The sequence below is a fragment of the Edaphobacter sp. FHG110511_03 genome, assembly GCF_059115365.1.
Window position 1 is genome coordinate 990,220 of record NZ_JBZYWL010000002.1, and the last position, 14,765, is coordinate 1,004,984.

Annotated in this window: 11 protein-coding genes; 5 read left to right on the forward strand and 6 right to left on the reverse strand. The window is 52.5% G+C overall.

What is annotated here, in order from left to right:
* The 4 genes from AC5S26_RS13360 to AC5S26_RS13375 form a co-directional block, all read right to left on the reverse strand.
* Entirely contained in the window at positions 1-1,122 is a 1,122-nt protein-coding gene (locus AC5S26_RS13360) for an efflux RND transporter periplasmic adaptor subunit (RefSeq protein ID WP_494185386.1), read from the reverse strand.
* Positions 1,123-1,126: 4 nt separating this feature from the next.
* The gene (locus tag AC5S26_RS13365) at positions 1,127-2,452 is read right to left on the reverse strand and encodes a TolC family protein (protein ID WP_494185387.1); all 1,326 of its coding nucleotides are present in this window, start codon (positions 2,450-2,452) and stop codon (positions 1,127-1,129) included.
* Between the two features lie 11 nt (positions 2,453-2,463).
* Positions 2,464-3,099 (reverse strand): hypothetical protein, encoded by a 636-nt coding sequence (locus AC5S26_RS13370; RefSeq protein WP_494185388.1) that lies wholly within the window; start codon positions 3,097-3,099, stop codon positions 2,464-2,466.
* Positions 3,100-3,211: 112 nt separating this feature from the next.
* Positions 3,212-3,988, reverse strand: a complete 777-nt coding sequence (locus tag AC5S26_RS13375; RefSeq protein WP_494185389.1) for a DUF4410 domain-containing protein — start codon at positions 3,986-3,988, stop codon at positions 3,212-3,214.
* Positions 3,989-4,268: 280 nt separating this feature from the next.
* Here AC5S26_RS13375 and AC5S26_RS13380 point away from each other — a divergent pair, with 280 nt between their 5' ends.
* From AC5S26_RS13380 to AC5S26_RS13395, 4 genes are all read left to right on the forward strand, one after another.
* Positions 4,269-4,574, forward strand: a complete 306-nt coding sequence (locus tag AC5S26_RS13380) for a hypothetical protein (RefSeq protein ID WP_494185390.1) — start codon at positions 4,269-4,271, stop codon at positions 4,572-4,574.
* 501 nt (positions 4,575-5,075) lie between these two features.
* Positions 5,076-6,752, forward strand: coding sequence for a hypothetical protein (locus AC5S26_RS13385; protein ID WP_494185391.1), 1,677 nt, complete (start codon positions 5,076-5,078; stop codon positions 6,750-6,752).
* A gap of 913 nt (positions 6,753-7,665) precedes the next feature.
* Positions 7,666-9,318, forward strand: coding sequence for an outer membrane protein assembly factor BamB family protein (locus AC5S26_RS13390; RefSeq protein WP_494185392.1), 1,653 nt, complete (start codon positions 7,666-7,668; stop codon positions 9,316-9,318).
* A gap of 20 nt (positions 9,319-9,338) precedes the next feature.
* Positions 9,339-10,883 (forward strand): outer membrane protein assembly factor BamB family protein, encoded by a 1,545-nt coding sequence (locus tag AC5S26_RS13395; protein ID WP_494185393.1) that lies wholly within the window; start codon positions 9,339-9,341, stop codon positions 10,881-10,883.
* A 176-nt stretch (positions 10,884-11,059) separates the two neighbouring features.
* Here the strand turns inward: AC5S26_RS13395 and AC5S26_RS13400 are convergent, their stop codons facing one another.
* Positions 11,060-12,547 carry a DUF8832 domain-containing protein gene (locus tag AC5S26_RS13400; RefSeq protein ID WP_494185394.1) on the reverse strand — a complete coding sequence of 496 codons (1,488 nt, stop codon included), beginning with the start codon at positions 12,545-12,547 and terminating at the stop codon, positions 11,060-11,062.
* The gene (locus AC5S26_RS13405) at positions 12,544-13,752 is read right to left on the reverse strand and encodes a hypothetical protein (protein ID WP_494185395.1); all 1,209 of its coding nucleotides are present in this window, start codon (positions 13,750-13,752) and stop codon (positions 12,544-12,546) included. Before AC5S26_RS13405 ends, AC5S26_RS13400 begins: the two co-directional genes overlap by 4 nt.
* Positions 13,753-14,222: 470 nt before the next feature.
* On the opposite strand from AC5S26_RS13405, the gene AC5S26_RS13410 reads away from it, so the two are divergent.
* The gene (locus AC5S26_RS13410) at positions 14,223-14,561 is read left to right on the forward strand and encodes a hypothetical protein (RefSeq protein WP_494185396.1); all 339 of its coding nucleotides are present in this window, start codon (positions 14,223-14,225) and stop codon (positions 14,559-14,561) included.
* The last annotated feature ends 204 nt before the right edge of the window (positions 14,562-14,765 follow it).

The following is a 14,765-nucleotide window of genomic DNA, read 5'->3' on the forward strand; positions in this document are numbered from 1 at the left end:
CTACGGAATCACGCGAATCTTATCTCCGCTTTTGACCAATGTGGCTCCGCTTGTAATCACCCGCTGCCCCATCTGCAAACCGCCATTGACTCCAATATTGTTTCCGTACACATTCCCTAGTTCCACTGAACACAGTAGAGCTCTCTGGATCTCACCATCACCTTCCGCAACAAGAATTGCAAATCCCCCTGGATGCTGTGGATCGCGCACAACGGCGGAGACAGGAACCGCGGTAACGGAGTGCGGCAGCAGTGAGCCTTGGAGAATAAGCGACGCAATCATCCCCGATTTCAATTCATTTTTGGGATTGTCGATCGATACCTCTACAGAAAAGACACGGCTTTTTGGATCTGCCGAAGGGGAAATCGAGGTCACATGTCCATGAAATGTCTGAGGCAGGGCATCTGTTGTGATCGTCTGTGATTGGCCAATCTTGATCCGGCTGATTGAAGTATCAGGCACTCCGAAGACTGCCTTGACTTTACGCGTATTCGCAATCGTGAAGCCATTCGTTGCTGGGCCGACATAACTACCGACATCTACATTACGGCTGACAATCCATCCGTCAAACGGCGCCTTCAGTGAACAGTATGCTAACGCAGTCTGCGCTTCGTTGATTTGCGCGCGAGCCGCAGCTACGGATGCCGTCGAACTATCTAACTGAGCCTTAGCAGAATCGAAGTCGGGCTTTGTTGCGCTTTGAGTGGAATATAACGCTGAAGTACGATCAAAGGTCAGTTTAGCCTTGTCAAGTTCAGCTTGATAACCAGCGAGCTGTTCCTTTGACTGCGAGAGCTTGTCTTGATAGTTTTGCTGGTCGACAACGGCGAGTACTGTGCCTTTCGGTGCCCAGTCTCCTTGATCAATGTTGCGCATCCCCCCATCGGTGCCTTTCACCTGCCGTATCTGATCGATGTATCCGCCGGATTGGAAAGCTAAATTGACTTGCGAGTATGGAACGATGCTGGCCGAGTACCGGGCACCATTCCCCACTTCGTAACTCTGAACCAATGCCGTGTGAACCGGGAGTGGAGCCTCACTCGGAACCGTTTTTTGTTTGCAGGCAACAATGAAGAAAGCTAGCAGCGGAGAAAACAAGACGAAGGAGGCGAATCGGTTCATTCGATTACTCCTCTCCTAATGCTTTTTCGAAGTTGGCTTTTGCAGACCAGAAAGCAAGAAGGCTCTCTTCATAGTCGTTATTTGCATTTGCAACTGCTGCTTGCTGTTCGAGCACGTCCCGAAGCAGAACGGCAGAAGTTTTAAACTTATCGTTTACTTCACGGAGCTTTTCGTTCGCCGCAGTTCGCGCTGCATCTGCAACGGCAAGCAATGAACGGCTTTCGGCAAGTTTGCGAAAATTGTTACTTACATCGATCAAAACTTGTGAGCGGGTCTCGTCAAGCTGGAGTTTAGTTTGATCAACAACGGCTTCTTTCTGTTTCACATCGTCTTTGCGCCGCCCCCACTCGAATGGTTCCCACCGCATTTCAAAGCCCACTACGGCAATATTTTGTGGAAGTATTGCTGTGTTGAAAGGGGTCACATACCGCAACGTGGCACCAATATCAGGAATGTATTGAGCTTTTGCCAGCTTGCGATCGTATTCAGCGCGTTGTGTATCTATCTCTGCTTCCTTGACTTCAGGACGTTGAGTGAGCGCTGCACTCCGCGCAAGCTTCAAATCGGTTTCTTCTTGCTCCATGGGTGGGACCTGTTGGGTCCGAAATGATGTATCGATATCTCGACCCAATAAACTATTGAGTTTTTCTCGCTGCGTCAGCAACGTATTATTCAGCTGGATTACCTGGTACTGTGCCTGGGCCAGCTTCGCTTTAACATCGAGACTGCTCGACTTGAGAACAGACTGCTGCGCAAGATAGTTAGTGGCGATCCGATCTGTCTCCTGATATTGCTTCACAGTCGCACCGGCAGAATCAAGAGTGCTTTCTGTCTGCAGCAGAGCATAATAAGCCTGTTTTACATCCGCAGCGATCGATTGGCGTTTACCCAAATACTTATAACGAGAAAGATCTACTTCGAGCCGCTGCTCTTTGATCGCGAGACCAATTTTGTAAAGCTGCGTGAGCGGTTGCGCGACTTCATCAACGGTATATCCAGTAAATCCCGACGACAGCTTGATTTTGACATCTTTATCAGGGTTTGGCTTTCCATCAACCGTTCCGAAAACTCCCTGCTTGAACGTAAAGGTTGGAGAAGTAATGTTCCCCGATCCCAAAAGATAAGTTGTGATTGATGGCAAGCGCTTTGTCTTCGTCGAAGCGAGTTGCCATTCGGATTGGGTGATTCCAAGTTTCGCGATATTAACGTTGCGGTTGTTTGTAAGCGCAATCTGAATTGCCTCAGACAGAGACAGTTCGGGCTCTTGCGAAAAAGTGGATCCGGCCGTCATGAATAAGCTCACTAGAGCGACAATTGCGTGCTTTTGCATGTTGTCGCTCGCTATTTGCGCCCTCCGCCACCAAGACTATTGAGATCATCCAACACAGCTTGTCGGTCTTCGGGGCGAAACGAGTCGGTGTTCATAACGTCTTGAATCTGAGATTTGGAGGTGCTTAACGCTCGTAGTTGCTGCAACGGATGCCCCTGTTCGCCCTTGATTCCTTGGAGATCATTGAGGCTGCTTTGAAGCTGAGTCACTTGTGCTTCTGTGGGAGTGCCAAACATGATGGCTTTGAAGATATCTCTACCGAGCTTTTTACCAGGGCTCGGATCAGCTGCTGCGTCTGGATGAGTTTTGGTCGCCAGCACTGCCTGCAGATCCTGATGCAGTATCTCTCGATCTTTCGGTGCTACACCTGCCATCGTCGCCTTCATATTCGCTACCGCGCGATAAGGCGTTAGCAAGTCGATCGGAGCACCAGGAACCTGCTCTGCCTTTGCAGCCTTTAATGTCTCAGCATCAGTTTGTAACTGCTTGACTTGGCCAACGGTAATACTTCCGTTAAGCACTGCTGCTTTCATGTCCTGTTTGAACTTGGCCATTGCTGGGCTATCGTCCTGTGCATTAGCGGAGAAAACCGTAAACACACCTGTGAAGACAAACAATTTCAAAGAGCGCCGAAAGATCTTTTTCATGGTCGCATCTCAATATTTTTAAATTTGGGCCCATAAAAACGAGCAACCTTGGCACAGTCTCAGCAAAATGCATTGTTAAAACTGGTTTCGTGGATTTCGAATTTGCCAAGTGTTACGGGACAACTTCGCCTTTATCGTTAACCTTGATCCAGCCCTGTTTAGCCATCGCCTTACTAATCTCTTCTGCCATGACATTCGCAGTTTTCGAAGCATAGGCTTCCACTGTTTTGCGACGGTCACCAACCTTCGACTTGACTGCGATCGCGGCAGGATCAACTCCTGCTGCCGCAGGCACAGCGGCTCCAACGCCGCCAGCCGGTTTCATTTGTGTCTGGAATTGGGATAATAGGACCGAGTCAGTATCAGTTTTCATGCGCACGTCCACCTGGGTCCGAACATCGGCGGACCCAGTACCCATGCCAAGTGCTGCTCGTTCTGCTTTGTCTCCCTGTCTCAAGGAGCTGAAGGAGCCTTGAACGGAAACCGTGTTCGCTGGTGCGACAGCATCTGCAGCGACATGCTCAAGTGGAATTCCAGTTGTAGCTAACTTCTTGATCAGTTCCTGTGAGAAGTTTGCTGACGCCTTTTTCGCTACAGCTTCCGGACTCTCGTCCCCGGCGATCATATGCCGTGGACGAATCGACTGGGAGCGATCGACTTGTACATTGGAAGTATCGACGGCAAAGTCGTAAACGAGAATTTTTGTCGGTTTAGGAAGCGGTGCCCCGCTGTAACTTTGCAGTGTTGTTACCTCTACTTTAGAGGTAATGGGGTCTTCAGCCTGTACGAATTCCGGGAGGGAGCATACCGCCATTGCCGCCAAAAAACCTACGCCGATCCGCAAGCCATTTGGTTTTACTTTCGAGATAGCCTTTATTATGCGATTCATAGTCCAAATCTCCTTCCAGCAAAGATGCCGACTCAGGAAAGTGGTTCTCCTGTCAAAAAGCGAGTAATGAGGGCCTGAAATGCAGAATCGGGGAGGGAGATATTTCCGACATACAGTCTGTCTTGTCAGAAGGTAGTCGTCAATACAAAGAATTCAATTTTTTTAGATCACCACCGACAAGTGTTCGCATTCTTGCAGGTGGAGCGACATTCGACCCCCTTGCTTACGTGGCGGAGAGCAAGGTAAGTCTTGAGTGTTAGCGGTTTAGTGGAGTAATACTTTGTACCTTTCTCGCTATCAACGATACCCTTTGGTAAACGGAGCTGTCGCTCAAACTCCCGCGATTCAACCGTACTCACCGACAACGGTCCTCTTTCAGAATGCGCGTATCGCTGATGGGACGCATGGACAGCTATCCGGACCGTCCAATTTTCTGGTTCGCGGCAATCTGATCGAGAAGGTTTCCTCAAGTCCGATTCCGACGGATCGCAGCGGAATGACCAAGATTATCGACGGTGGCGGAAAGACACTGATGCCCGGCTGTTCGATGCTCACTGCCATGTGTTCCTGGTGGCTCCGCCGATGACGGTCATGATGTCGGCGGAGTATGGATACCTTTATCTGTTGGCGGTAAAGAAGCGGGCAATACGTTGATGCGTGGGTTTACCAGCGTGCGCGATATGGCGGTGCCGACCTTCGGACTCAAGCGGGCGATCGACACGGACCCGATTACGGGCCCAAGGATATGGCCGTCGGACGCGATGATCTCGCAGACGAGCGGATACGGGCGACTTTCGGCTGCCAATACGAGATTCCCAGTCAGCGAGCTCTGGCCTGGGGGTCCGTGGAGAAATATGGCATGGGTATACTTGCGGTTGGAGTTCAAGCATACCCATGGTACCGTTGAGCCAACTCCCCTTCGAAGTCTGGCCCGGCGTATCTCAGCAGAACACGTAGGAGCGCTGCATGCGTTGTCGAGGCCCACGCCAAGGCCGAGGCAGCCCGATCGGAGTACGTCATCGCAAAATACTCCGCCGTTGATAACAATGGGCCGAATCGAGATCACGTATTCAATGCCAGGTGCGAGATGAAGAACGAGAAAGTTGCGATTCTTGTTGTGCATGGAATTGGTCAGGAAAAGCCGTATGAGACCTTAGATCACTTCACACGGAAGCTGATGGAGTCGCTTGGAACTTCGGGGACATGGACTATTACTCCCGAACTAGAGCAAGTATCCGATCCTACCCGAATCAGCAAATCATGGACTCGCGCTTCATTTCTCATCAAGCCATCACTAGCCGGCGCTCTCCCTCTTTCTAGCGAGCCGGATGCAGCTATCGAAAGCATTTCACTTTTCGAGTATTATTGGGCTCCCATCACACAAGACAAGGTGACCTACACAGGTAGTCTATTGTTCCTGATCAAGGCAGGTCTTCAACCATTCCTATATCTCGCCTCGAACGTCACCGCTATCGCCAGAACCGAAGAAGCTGCCGCGATGGCTAGAGGAAAAAGCTGGTCGGAAGCGAAGGCGATCGGCAAAGCAATAGCGAGAAAGCGCATACCGTTCATCATTGCGAAAGAACTCTGGCGCCAGGCATCGTTATTTCTTCCTCTGTTGGGCTTTTTTATAGCGCTTCTCTACTGGCTCAAAGAAGCCACAATTCAGAATTTATCGAAGCTGGTCCATTTCAAGTGGTCGACTGTTGTCTTAATTTCACTTCTGTCCATTCGATATCTATATGTGTATTCGGCCGCTAGGGCTCTTTGGCAGAGTTGGAAGACGAACTCTGGTTGGCAAACTTCGATATCTTGGCGGGTATTTCTGATCATTGTGATCGCCGCGCATCTGCTCTTGTTACCCTTTTTACTCGCCCCGGCGCTTCGGTTTAGCATTTGCCTTAGAACTGCTTTCGGACACTGTTTCCCATTTGTGCAATCTCATTTCCCTCACTGGGCGTCGGTAAATGACTTTGCAAAAGGTGTCAGTTTTCTACCTCCCAGAAAAGACTGGAGGGACTGGATCTCCGCATTTATGTTCTTAGATCCGAATTTTGGAAGGTACACGGCGCAGATGCTTACCTTGCTTCTTGCGGCCTTTGTCAGGTTTATTCTTGTAGACTACGTCGGCGATGTCGCTGTTTATGCGAATTCGAGCCAATTTTCTAAAAGCTACTCTGTGCGTTCGCAGATTATCGATGAGTGTACTGCAGCACTCTCTGCAATCTTGATGAATACCGCTCCTCGGTACGATCGCGTACTCATCGTTGCGCATTCGCTAGGCTCGGTTATTGCATATGACACGATGAATAACCTCTTGGATCTTGCTAGTGCAAGCTCGCCGGCCGCACCAAATGCAATTCAGCCCAAACATCTAGAAACTCTCAAAGGTTTCATCACCTTCGGCTGCCCGCTCAATAAAATTTTCTACTTTTTCCGTGTACAAGATGACGCTTCTCAAGTGCTCCGGCATCAGACTCTCGATCTGCTCTACAGCTTCCGCGGCGTTGTTTTGACAGCCGCTCCCCGTCAATTCCAGTTTCAACCACCCGCTGCGGATTCACAAAGGGCACAGGCGTTGAGCGCGCTGAAAGTCGGCTTCAAATGGATCAATGCCTATTCACTAGCTGATCCAATCAGTGGGAGAATCGTCTTCTATCAACTTGATGATCAACGCTTGTTCCAATATGCTCCGCTAATCGCTCACCTGTCCTATTGGGAGGATCCTAACTTTTATAGCTATTTCAGGCAGTACTTGCTTTAGACAAATGCTGAATCAAACGATGTCGGGGTTACCGTCATGTATATTGCGATACCGAGGCTAGGATTTCAAAGAGTATTCAGCAGACGCCCAAATAGTTAATCACTTTTGATCGCGGATCGAGAGGACGATCGCCGCTTCTGCTGTTGGAGAGAGAGAATGTAGCGGCTAAGTATAGGGTAAAGTGAGCGGTGGGCCATATTTTCTGCAATCTACGGTGATGCATTTTTTGGCGTCCGAATAGTTCGCTACTTGCGCATCCGACACCTAGGATCAAAAGGCTGGCCCACAAATGTGTGTGTTGTGCGCAAGATGGCTGTTGGTAAAGCCCGACGAGACTAAGCACGGTAATATGTCACTGTTTAGGCATTTTCCCTGTAAGGTTATTAGTTTCAGCGAGTTGGCTGATAGCTTTCTATAGCTTCGAAAGGTCGTCGTTCTCTAAAGTGGATGGCTTAAGCCTTCAAAGCGTGGAATTCAGCCTTGCGATGAGGCTCGGGTTATCCCATCCTCGGTTGCTATTCGTAAGTCAGTCCTTGACGGTTCGACCCAGCCCCGTATCGTTCGTTCGTTGTTAGGAGCAAGGTCGGTTTGACCTACTCGCTGGCAAGCACGATGAATCTTCGGTTCTACATATTGCCGGTTGTTGCTCTGACCTTGTTGTTCGTTTCCACCACAATGGCGCTCGCGTAGAGATCCTTGTCTGACTCTGTTAGATAATTTTCTACTAACATATTTGAACCATTGACAATCGTCTTTTCAGTATGTTCTAAACACATCGTTATTGAGACGTCTCATTCCATCTGCTTCGTCGAACCGGCACAAGGCCTAGTCTGAGGTCTCTATCCCTCGGTCCTCCCCGTCGTGCCTTCGATTCAACCGTCAATAGTTCAACCGACTGATATCTGCAGCAATCATGTCCAGCAAATTCTGGATGTTGGAGGGAGTCTTCTACATGCGTAGGAAATATCTGTGGTCGGCATGCATCGCATTCAGCGCGTGTGCCAGTCTTTGGGCCGCCGATTGGCCAAGCACTGGTGGTAACTCGCAACGCGACGGATGGGGTCGCAATGACAAGTACCTCGGCAAGCAGAACATCGCCAAAGGCCAGGTCAAGATCATGTACAAATACAAATTCAAGAACACCTCCACAGGTCTGGACGCCCTCTCTAATCCCGTCGACCTTACCCAACTGATTGGCTGGGCTGGCTTCAAGGAGTTGTTGATTGTAGCTGGCAGCTCTAACACTGTATTCGGTCTGGATTCCGACCTCGGTGAGCACTATTTCACGACCGAGTTCAAGGATGTAGCCAAGCCTGCCGGCCCACCGACCGCACTCTGTTCCGGAGGCATGACTGCATCCGTCGTTTTGCCTGGAAACAGCACCGGTCGTCGTACCGCAGGTGGAAGCTTTGCTCGCCCGCAACCTTATGTCTGGGCACTCACATCCGACGGCAAGCTTCGCACCTTACGTCAGCAGGACGGCGATGGAATGTACATTGACGCTGCTCAGTTTGTCCCAGCAGGCTCTAAGGTGACCGGTTTAAATCTGAACAACAATGTCATCTATGCTTCCACCGTCGATAGCTGCTCTGGCGAAAACGGTCTTTATGCCGCCGCCTTTACGCCTCCGGAGCTTCCTTCCGTTCCGAATCAGCCAATTGTGAAGCAGGCTCAGATCGATGTGAAGTCTTTCATGACCAACGGCAGCGGTTTCTCGGGCGCAGGTGGCACAACGATTGGCACCAAGGGCACGGTGTACGGTATGGTCGCCGAGGGCAAAGGTGACGTTGCCGGTACTTACAGCGACACTGTCGTTGCACTTGATCCGAAAACGCTTACTGTCAAGGACTACTTCACGCCTTCCGGCACTCTGTCTGCCCTCAAGAAGGGTGTAGCTGCTCCCGGAGTCACTCCTGCTCTCTTTCAGTGGAAGGGCAAGGATGTCCTGGTGGCCGGTGGTCGTGACGGCAAGCTCTATCTTTTGGATGGCGATTCGCTCGGCGGTTCGGATCATAAGACCCCGCTGGCAGTTTCTGACGTTGTCGTCACTCCTGACACCGACTTCGGAGGCAATGGAATCTACGGCACCTTCGCCACCTGGGAAGATGAGGCCAACGGTAACGCTCGCTGGGTCTACGCTTCCATCCGCGGCGCTGCAGCTATAAAGACCGGTGCAAACGGTGCTGCTCCGACCGGCTCCATCGTCGCCTTCAAGATCGAGGACAAGGATGGCAAGCCGACGTTCGTGCAACAATGGGTCTCGCGCGATCTGATCTCCCCTGCCGGACCGGTCATCTCCAATGGCTTGGTCTATGCTCTCTCGACCGGTGAAACCCCGCGCCTCGCCAAGAAGGACGGTACTCCCTACACCGTTGCTGAGGTCGTGAAGATGTCAAAGGGCGCAACCCTTTACATCCTTGATGCCTCCACCGGTAAGGAGTTGTGGAGCACCGGCACGGAAGCGACTTCCTTCTCGCACAGCGGTCTCGGATTTGCTAACGGCCGTGCCTACTTTTCAACCTACGACAACACGCTCTACGCCATCGGCGTTCCGTTCGAACGGTAAGCGAACTCAGGAGAACATGTATGAAGAAACTCATCGCACTTGCTGCTGTAGCGTTTAGCTGCAGCGCCGCTATCGCTCAGAACTGGACGATGGACGGTGGAGACACGCAACGCTCCGGCTGGGCCAAAAATGAAAAGATCCTGACCAAAGACAATGTCAAAGAACTCACCCTTCTCTGGAAGGTGCAGACCGACGTGAATCCTCACGCACTGCACGCTCTCATGACTCCCGTAGCCATCAAAGGTCTGGAGACAGCTAGCGGCGCCAAAAATGTTCTTTATGTTTTAGGTGCATCGAACGTTTTGTATGCCATGGATGCTGATTCCGGAAAAGAAATCTGGAAGAAAAACTTCGAGGAACCTGCATCACAGCAGGTTGAACCGAAGCATCTCGGCTTCCTCGGACCTGGCGGCACGACCGGAGTTCCCGCGATCTCTGAAGCAGATGCATCGGGCAAGCGCACCGTCTACATGGTTGACGGCAAAGGCGATGTCGTTGGCCTCGATGCCGCAACCGGCGACATGGTTTTCGGTCCCGTAGCGACTGGCATTCCGAACAAGTTCGCCGTGCAGCTTTATAAAGACCAGATCATCTTCGCTGACTTCCGCGGTGCCGGAATCCTCTCAGTCGACATCAAGACCAAGGCCCTGCATAAGACCGTTGGCTTCGGCGGCGGTGGCGGTCTGTGGGGACGGCGCGGCCCTGTGATCACTTCCGACGGCACGGTATGGACGACTACTGGCGACGGCAAATATGACGTCACCACTGACCCCAATAACCCGGTCATTGGTAATTCGGTCGTCGGCTTCGAACTGAAGGACGGTTCCTGGCAGGTCAAGGACTGGTTCACTCCGCTGAACTGGGACTGGCTTCGTAAACGCGATCTAGACCCCAACAATACACCGACGGTCTTCACCTACAAGGGACGCGAGCTGATGGCTGCTTCTGGTAAGGAGTGTAAGGTCTATCTGCTCGATCCCAAGAATCCGGGTGGCGAAGATCACCATGAACCGCTCTATCGCACCGAGCTCTTCTGCAATGAAGCTGCAGACTTTCAGAACGCTGGGAGCTGGGGTGCAGTCTCGTCGTGGCAGGATCCTGCGGGCACCCGTTGGGTCGTAGTTCCCTTCTGGGGGCCGTCAGCACCAGGCAAGACGAAGTTCTCCATCACCAACACGCCTGTGGCTAAAGAAGGTGGCGCAGCCGCTTTCAAGGTGGTCGACAAGGCTGGCAAGCCTACGCTTGAACCGGTTTGGATCTCACGCGACATGTTCCGCGGCGATCCGCCAGTCATCGCCAACGGCCTCATCATCACTCACGGCAGTGGTGACAATACTCAGCAGGCGTGGAAAGATATCGGCTTGAAATTCGATTCCGCCATTCGTGCTTCGCAGTCAAATCACGCTACCGTCTACGTGCTCGATGGACAGACCGGCAAGGAACTATGGTCGAGCGGAGACACCATCACCGGTTTCAATCACTTCTCCGATCCCACTGTCTTCGACGGCAAGATCTATCTCGGCACCTACGATGGTCAGTTCTATTGCTTCGGTCTGAAAAAGTAGTTCCAGCTGCTGCTTCTGAAATTATTTGTCGCAGATATTTTGTAATTATTTGTCGTGAACTCGGCATGCAGGAGCTCACCGCGTTTTCGGTGGAAGCCGGTGAGCTCGCTCTACGGGGCTTCGATTGCGAACGAACAGTTCCCAACGGTGCGCTTGCAACCTGCTTCGAAAATGGTCTATCTTACATCCGCGTCGAACACTCCGGTCTCGACGGTCCCACCGTGCTTCATCTGAATGAAAATCCGGTATCTCCCAGGAGAAGGAAAGCCATAGGGAAAGCCAACGGTGGAGGAAATTGGCGCGCTACTCGTTGGCATTTCCATGCCGGGCATATCGGTCATCTCCTGTCTGTCATTGTTGGCAAGCATCATAGCGGGCATAGCAGCTGAACCATCCGGATGCGTATGAGCGAAGGTAGTTCCATCGTCCTTCACGAATGCCGCATGACCGGCCATACCTAGATACGGCTGCATGTCAGTTGCCGGCTTTCCATTGGCATCAACCAGTCGAAATCGGAACGAATAAGCGGCGTTCGCGTTCAGATCTTTCGGGCGATCCCAGACCATCGAGTAGCCGTCAGGCAGCTCGTAGGCTGCTCCCAGCTCCCCCTGTGAGATCGCGAGCGGCTGAGCTGATGCGTCCTCTGACGCCAAGGGAGCAGCAGACATTCCCTCCGGCACGATAAGATCCGCCGTCAGAGTCTCAGGAAAGCCGTTCATGTGGACGATGTCGGCATAGAGCTTGTACTTCCCCGGAGGCATCGCCGGCAATGTCATGCCCAAGTGCTTATCCGAGACCGGTTCCGGATGAAGGTGAAAAACGGCATCCATCTCCGGCTGACGAATCGCGTACAAATGCATCAGATGGCCGTGATCGAGCAGCAACTCATCTTTCTTGAGCAACGAATCCTCACGCGAATCCTGCCTTCTTTTTTCGCTATACCTGCCAACGGTCAGATCGAGTTTATTCCCCGTAAGCATGGCCTGTAGATCCGTTGGATGATAGATGTCCGCGGTATAACCTGCAGCCTCTACCTTCCACCAACTGTTCCCAGCGTAGATCGTCAACACAACCACGACCAATGCGGCAACACTCGCCATCAGGGCTTTACGCCGTCGGCTCGGCGTCGGTTGCGTCCCGGGCGCCAGCCGTGACTCGCGCACAGCAGCCGAAACGATCCCAATCATCCCAAGCGAGAGAATCAATCCCAGCACACCCAGCAAAATCCCCAGCGAACGATTCATCGAGAGAACCGAAAGCGGAATCGCAGGCACAGGAACACCCGCGCTAGCAGATCCGCCTGCTCCATCGACCTCAAACCGAACCTGCCAGGAGCCCTGTGCCATCAGCCAGAGCGAGCCGGTAAAGAAGGCTGGATCCGCTGTCGATACCTTCATTGCATCGGGAGTCGGCGGATGTTTCGACGCCTCGCCTGTCAGCGGAACCGGAGCAATCTTAATCGCGTTCACCTGAGATCCTGAGGTTCGAACCTCAATCGTCGCGACGCCCGGAATCACATTGGGAGGCCGCACCGTGACAAAGAGCCTGTAAGGCCCTGCGTTTACTGTCTCGAAGACGTCCTTATTGCCTACGTGTGCCCAGGCGGTAGCCGAGATGCCGAAGGCCATCAGGAAAAAAAATAACAACTGGGCAAAAGACTTCATCGCTGTACCCCTCGCATCCACCGGCCAAAGGCCAACCCGGCCCACATCGAGATCGACGCATAAATCGAGGCACGCAACAAGCCGAACCAAAGCGTGACCCCTTGGTCGGCAGGGTTGAACTGACGTAAGCGGTCGAGACTCGTAGCTTTTGAGTAATAGCCGAAGTACATGGTCCCAAAGAAGCGGTTCGCGCTTGCTGGGGACATCAGAAAATTGGCAAACGGCCACTCAACAGCGACCAGAACAGCGATAAATACAAATCCCGAGGCGAGCGCAACCTGCCACAGCTTCCAGTTCCGTGTCCGTTGCCAGAGCAGATCGAGCGCTAGAGCGGGAATAATAAGCAAAATCGGAAACTTCGCCGGAACAAGATGGGTCACAGGAAAGTACACCGGTCCAAGCTTCGGCACTGCCGGGAAAAGCGGCATGACCAGAATCTCACCGATGAGAAAGATCATGTAAACCGCAGACGTCCACGTGGCAGCCCATCGAGAGCGTGAGGATTGCGACATCGCGGTAAGTATCATCGGCACTGCTATGCCTGTAGCCATGTAAGGCAGGAACTGGTGCAACCTGGTGTCGCCGGTGAAATCCCGTAGGAAAAGCATCTGGCCTGAGACTAGAAGCCCTCCCATGTACAGATACAACACCTGCAAACTCTTGAATGCCTTGTTACCAGCTTTAACGGAGCGATTCATCTCGGCGAGAATCAGAAACATTATTCCGATTTCTACCGCGCGAGTACCGAGAATGAGCAAAGTATGCGGCGGACTTATGATCTTTACGTCTAGCCCATAGGCGTTGTGCCACCAGTTATCGAATGGAGCAGAAGTAAGCATCGCCACCCCACCCCACCCGGCGAGAAACACACCGAACGGAGCGCGCAGGCCGAAGAGACTCACCGCTGAATCACGTCGCTTCTGGTCTTGTCCGAACGTGCTTTGCAGCGTCAGCCAGAGGCCGACGATTCCGGCGAGCACCCCACAGGCATAAACGGCTATATGCGCCGGGGTCCAGAAGGTATCCCGTCCGATTGAGCGATGCCAGGCGATGTCCCAGGTACCTCCAATCGAGGACGAAGTCACTGCGAGCACTCCCATCCATACATACCAGGGAACCGATGCATTGGTAGCCTGGGCGCGCTCCTTCTCCCTGGAATTGGAATAGATTGAGGCAACAGCGCCAGAATTTGCGGCTATAGACATACACTCTCCGAAAATGCGTTCAAATGACTAGACAATGAAGTTAAAACACTGCGTTGCTTTTTTTATTCCCCCATATTTTAGGCTATTGGAACTAGGGGCCGTGGCCTCAAGGTTCCAGACCGTTCTTCATCAGAGAAATGCGGAAATTGCAAACCTGCCTCCTAAGCAACGAAGCCCAAGTCGTCACCGAGGTGAATGCGCTACCCACGAGCCTCCATTGAGTGAAGGCGATCACCATCCTGTTCGCTGCAGGATCGCCTGGTGAAGGAGCTGCTACTTGACGACATCGACGCCAGCAACATGTTCCTTCACGGATTCCTGGAACGATTCTTCTATGGGCCGAGGGTGAGTTGTTCACCTGCGCAACGCTGTTCGCGAGGCACCGGATATCGTTGAGTCGATCAGTCTTGACGTTTAGAGGCGCCCATGTAGGTCCTCGAGCTTAGCGCGAACCGTTCGTTGAATCGTACGTGGACTGCCCCGACGGGGCCGCGGCGAATATGGCGATGCGGCAACAGAATCCAGTGAAAGGCAAGGGCGAGGGCCTATCGCCGTTTGTGCATATCAACGACGCGGCGACTGCAACGGTGGCGACGCTGACGGCGGATCCGGGCGTGTACAACCTTGTGGATGATGACCTTTCGCCGCAGATCTTATGGCTGCCTGCATTTCCGAAGTTCGTGGGTGCTCCAGAGCCTCCACATATGAACGACGCAGAGGCGACGGCAAGCGCGGAAGAGGATGTGATGTATCACGGGACGAAGGTGAGCGTATCCTCGAATGCGAAGGCGAAGGGGGTTCTTGGGTAGAAACCCAGACGGTTGGAGTGGCTGGAGGTGTAAGTGGATAGTTCGGGCGGTATCCGAGCCTACTTCTGCGATATGAAGGTCTAAGTGGTGCGAAGGTCCAAAGCTTTCGGGGATACTGCTTATATGGCATAAGAATTTGGGAATTCCGTTGGTGCGTGAATCGTCCTAACGTTGAATCATGAGTACACGGAGCGAACCAACCGC

What these genes read in the sequence shown, in the direction of transcription:
- AC5S26_RS13405 (WP_494185395.1), bottom strand. Translation starts at nt 13,752, where the DNA reads ATGTCTATAGCCGCAAATTCTGGCGCTGTTGCCTCAATCTATTCCAAT.
- AC5S26_RS13390 (WP_494185392.1), top strand. Translation starts at nt 7,666, where the DNA reads ATGTCCAGCAAATTCTGGATGTTGGAGGGAGTCTTCTACATGCGTAGG.
- AC5S26_RS13360 (WP_494185386.1), bottom strand. Translation starts at nt 1,122, where the DNA reads ATGAACCGATTCGCCTCCTTCGTCTTGTTTTCTCCGCTGCTAGCTTTC.
- AC5S26_RS13400 (WP_494185394.1), bottom strand. Translation starts at nt 12,547, where the DNA reads ATGAAGTCTTTTGCCCAGTTGTTATTTTTTTTCCTGATGGCCTTCGGC.
- AC5S26_RS13385 (WP_494185391.1), top strand. Translation starts at nt 5,076, where the DNA reads ATGAAGAACGAGAAAGTTGCGATTCTTGTTGTGCATGGAATTGGTCAG.
- AC5S26_RS13370 (WP_494185388.1), bottom strand. Translation starts at nt 3,099, where the DNA reads ATGAAAAAGATCTTTCGGCGCTCTTTGAAATTGTTTGTCTTCACAGGT.
- AC5S26_RS13375 (WP_494185389.1), bottom strand. Translation starts at nt 3,988, where the DNA reads ATGAATCGCATAATAAAGGCTATCTCGAAAGTAAAACCAAATGGCTTG.
- AC5S26_RS13365 (WP_494185387.1), bottom strand. Translation starts at nt 2,452, where the DNA reads ATGCAAAAGCACGCAATTGTCGCTCTAGTGAGCTTATTCATGACGGCC.
- AC5S26_RS13395 (WP_494185393.1), top strand. Translation starts at nt 9,339, where the DNA reads ATGAAGAAACTCATCGCACTTGCTGCTGTAGCGTTTAGCTGCAGCGCC.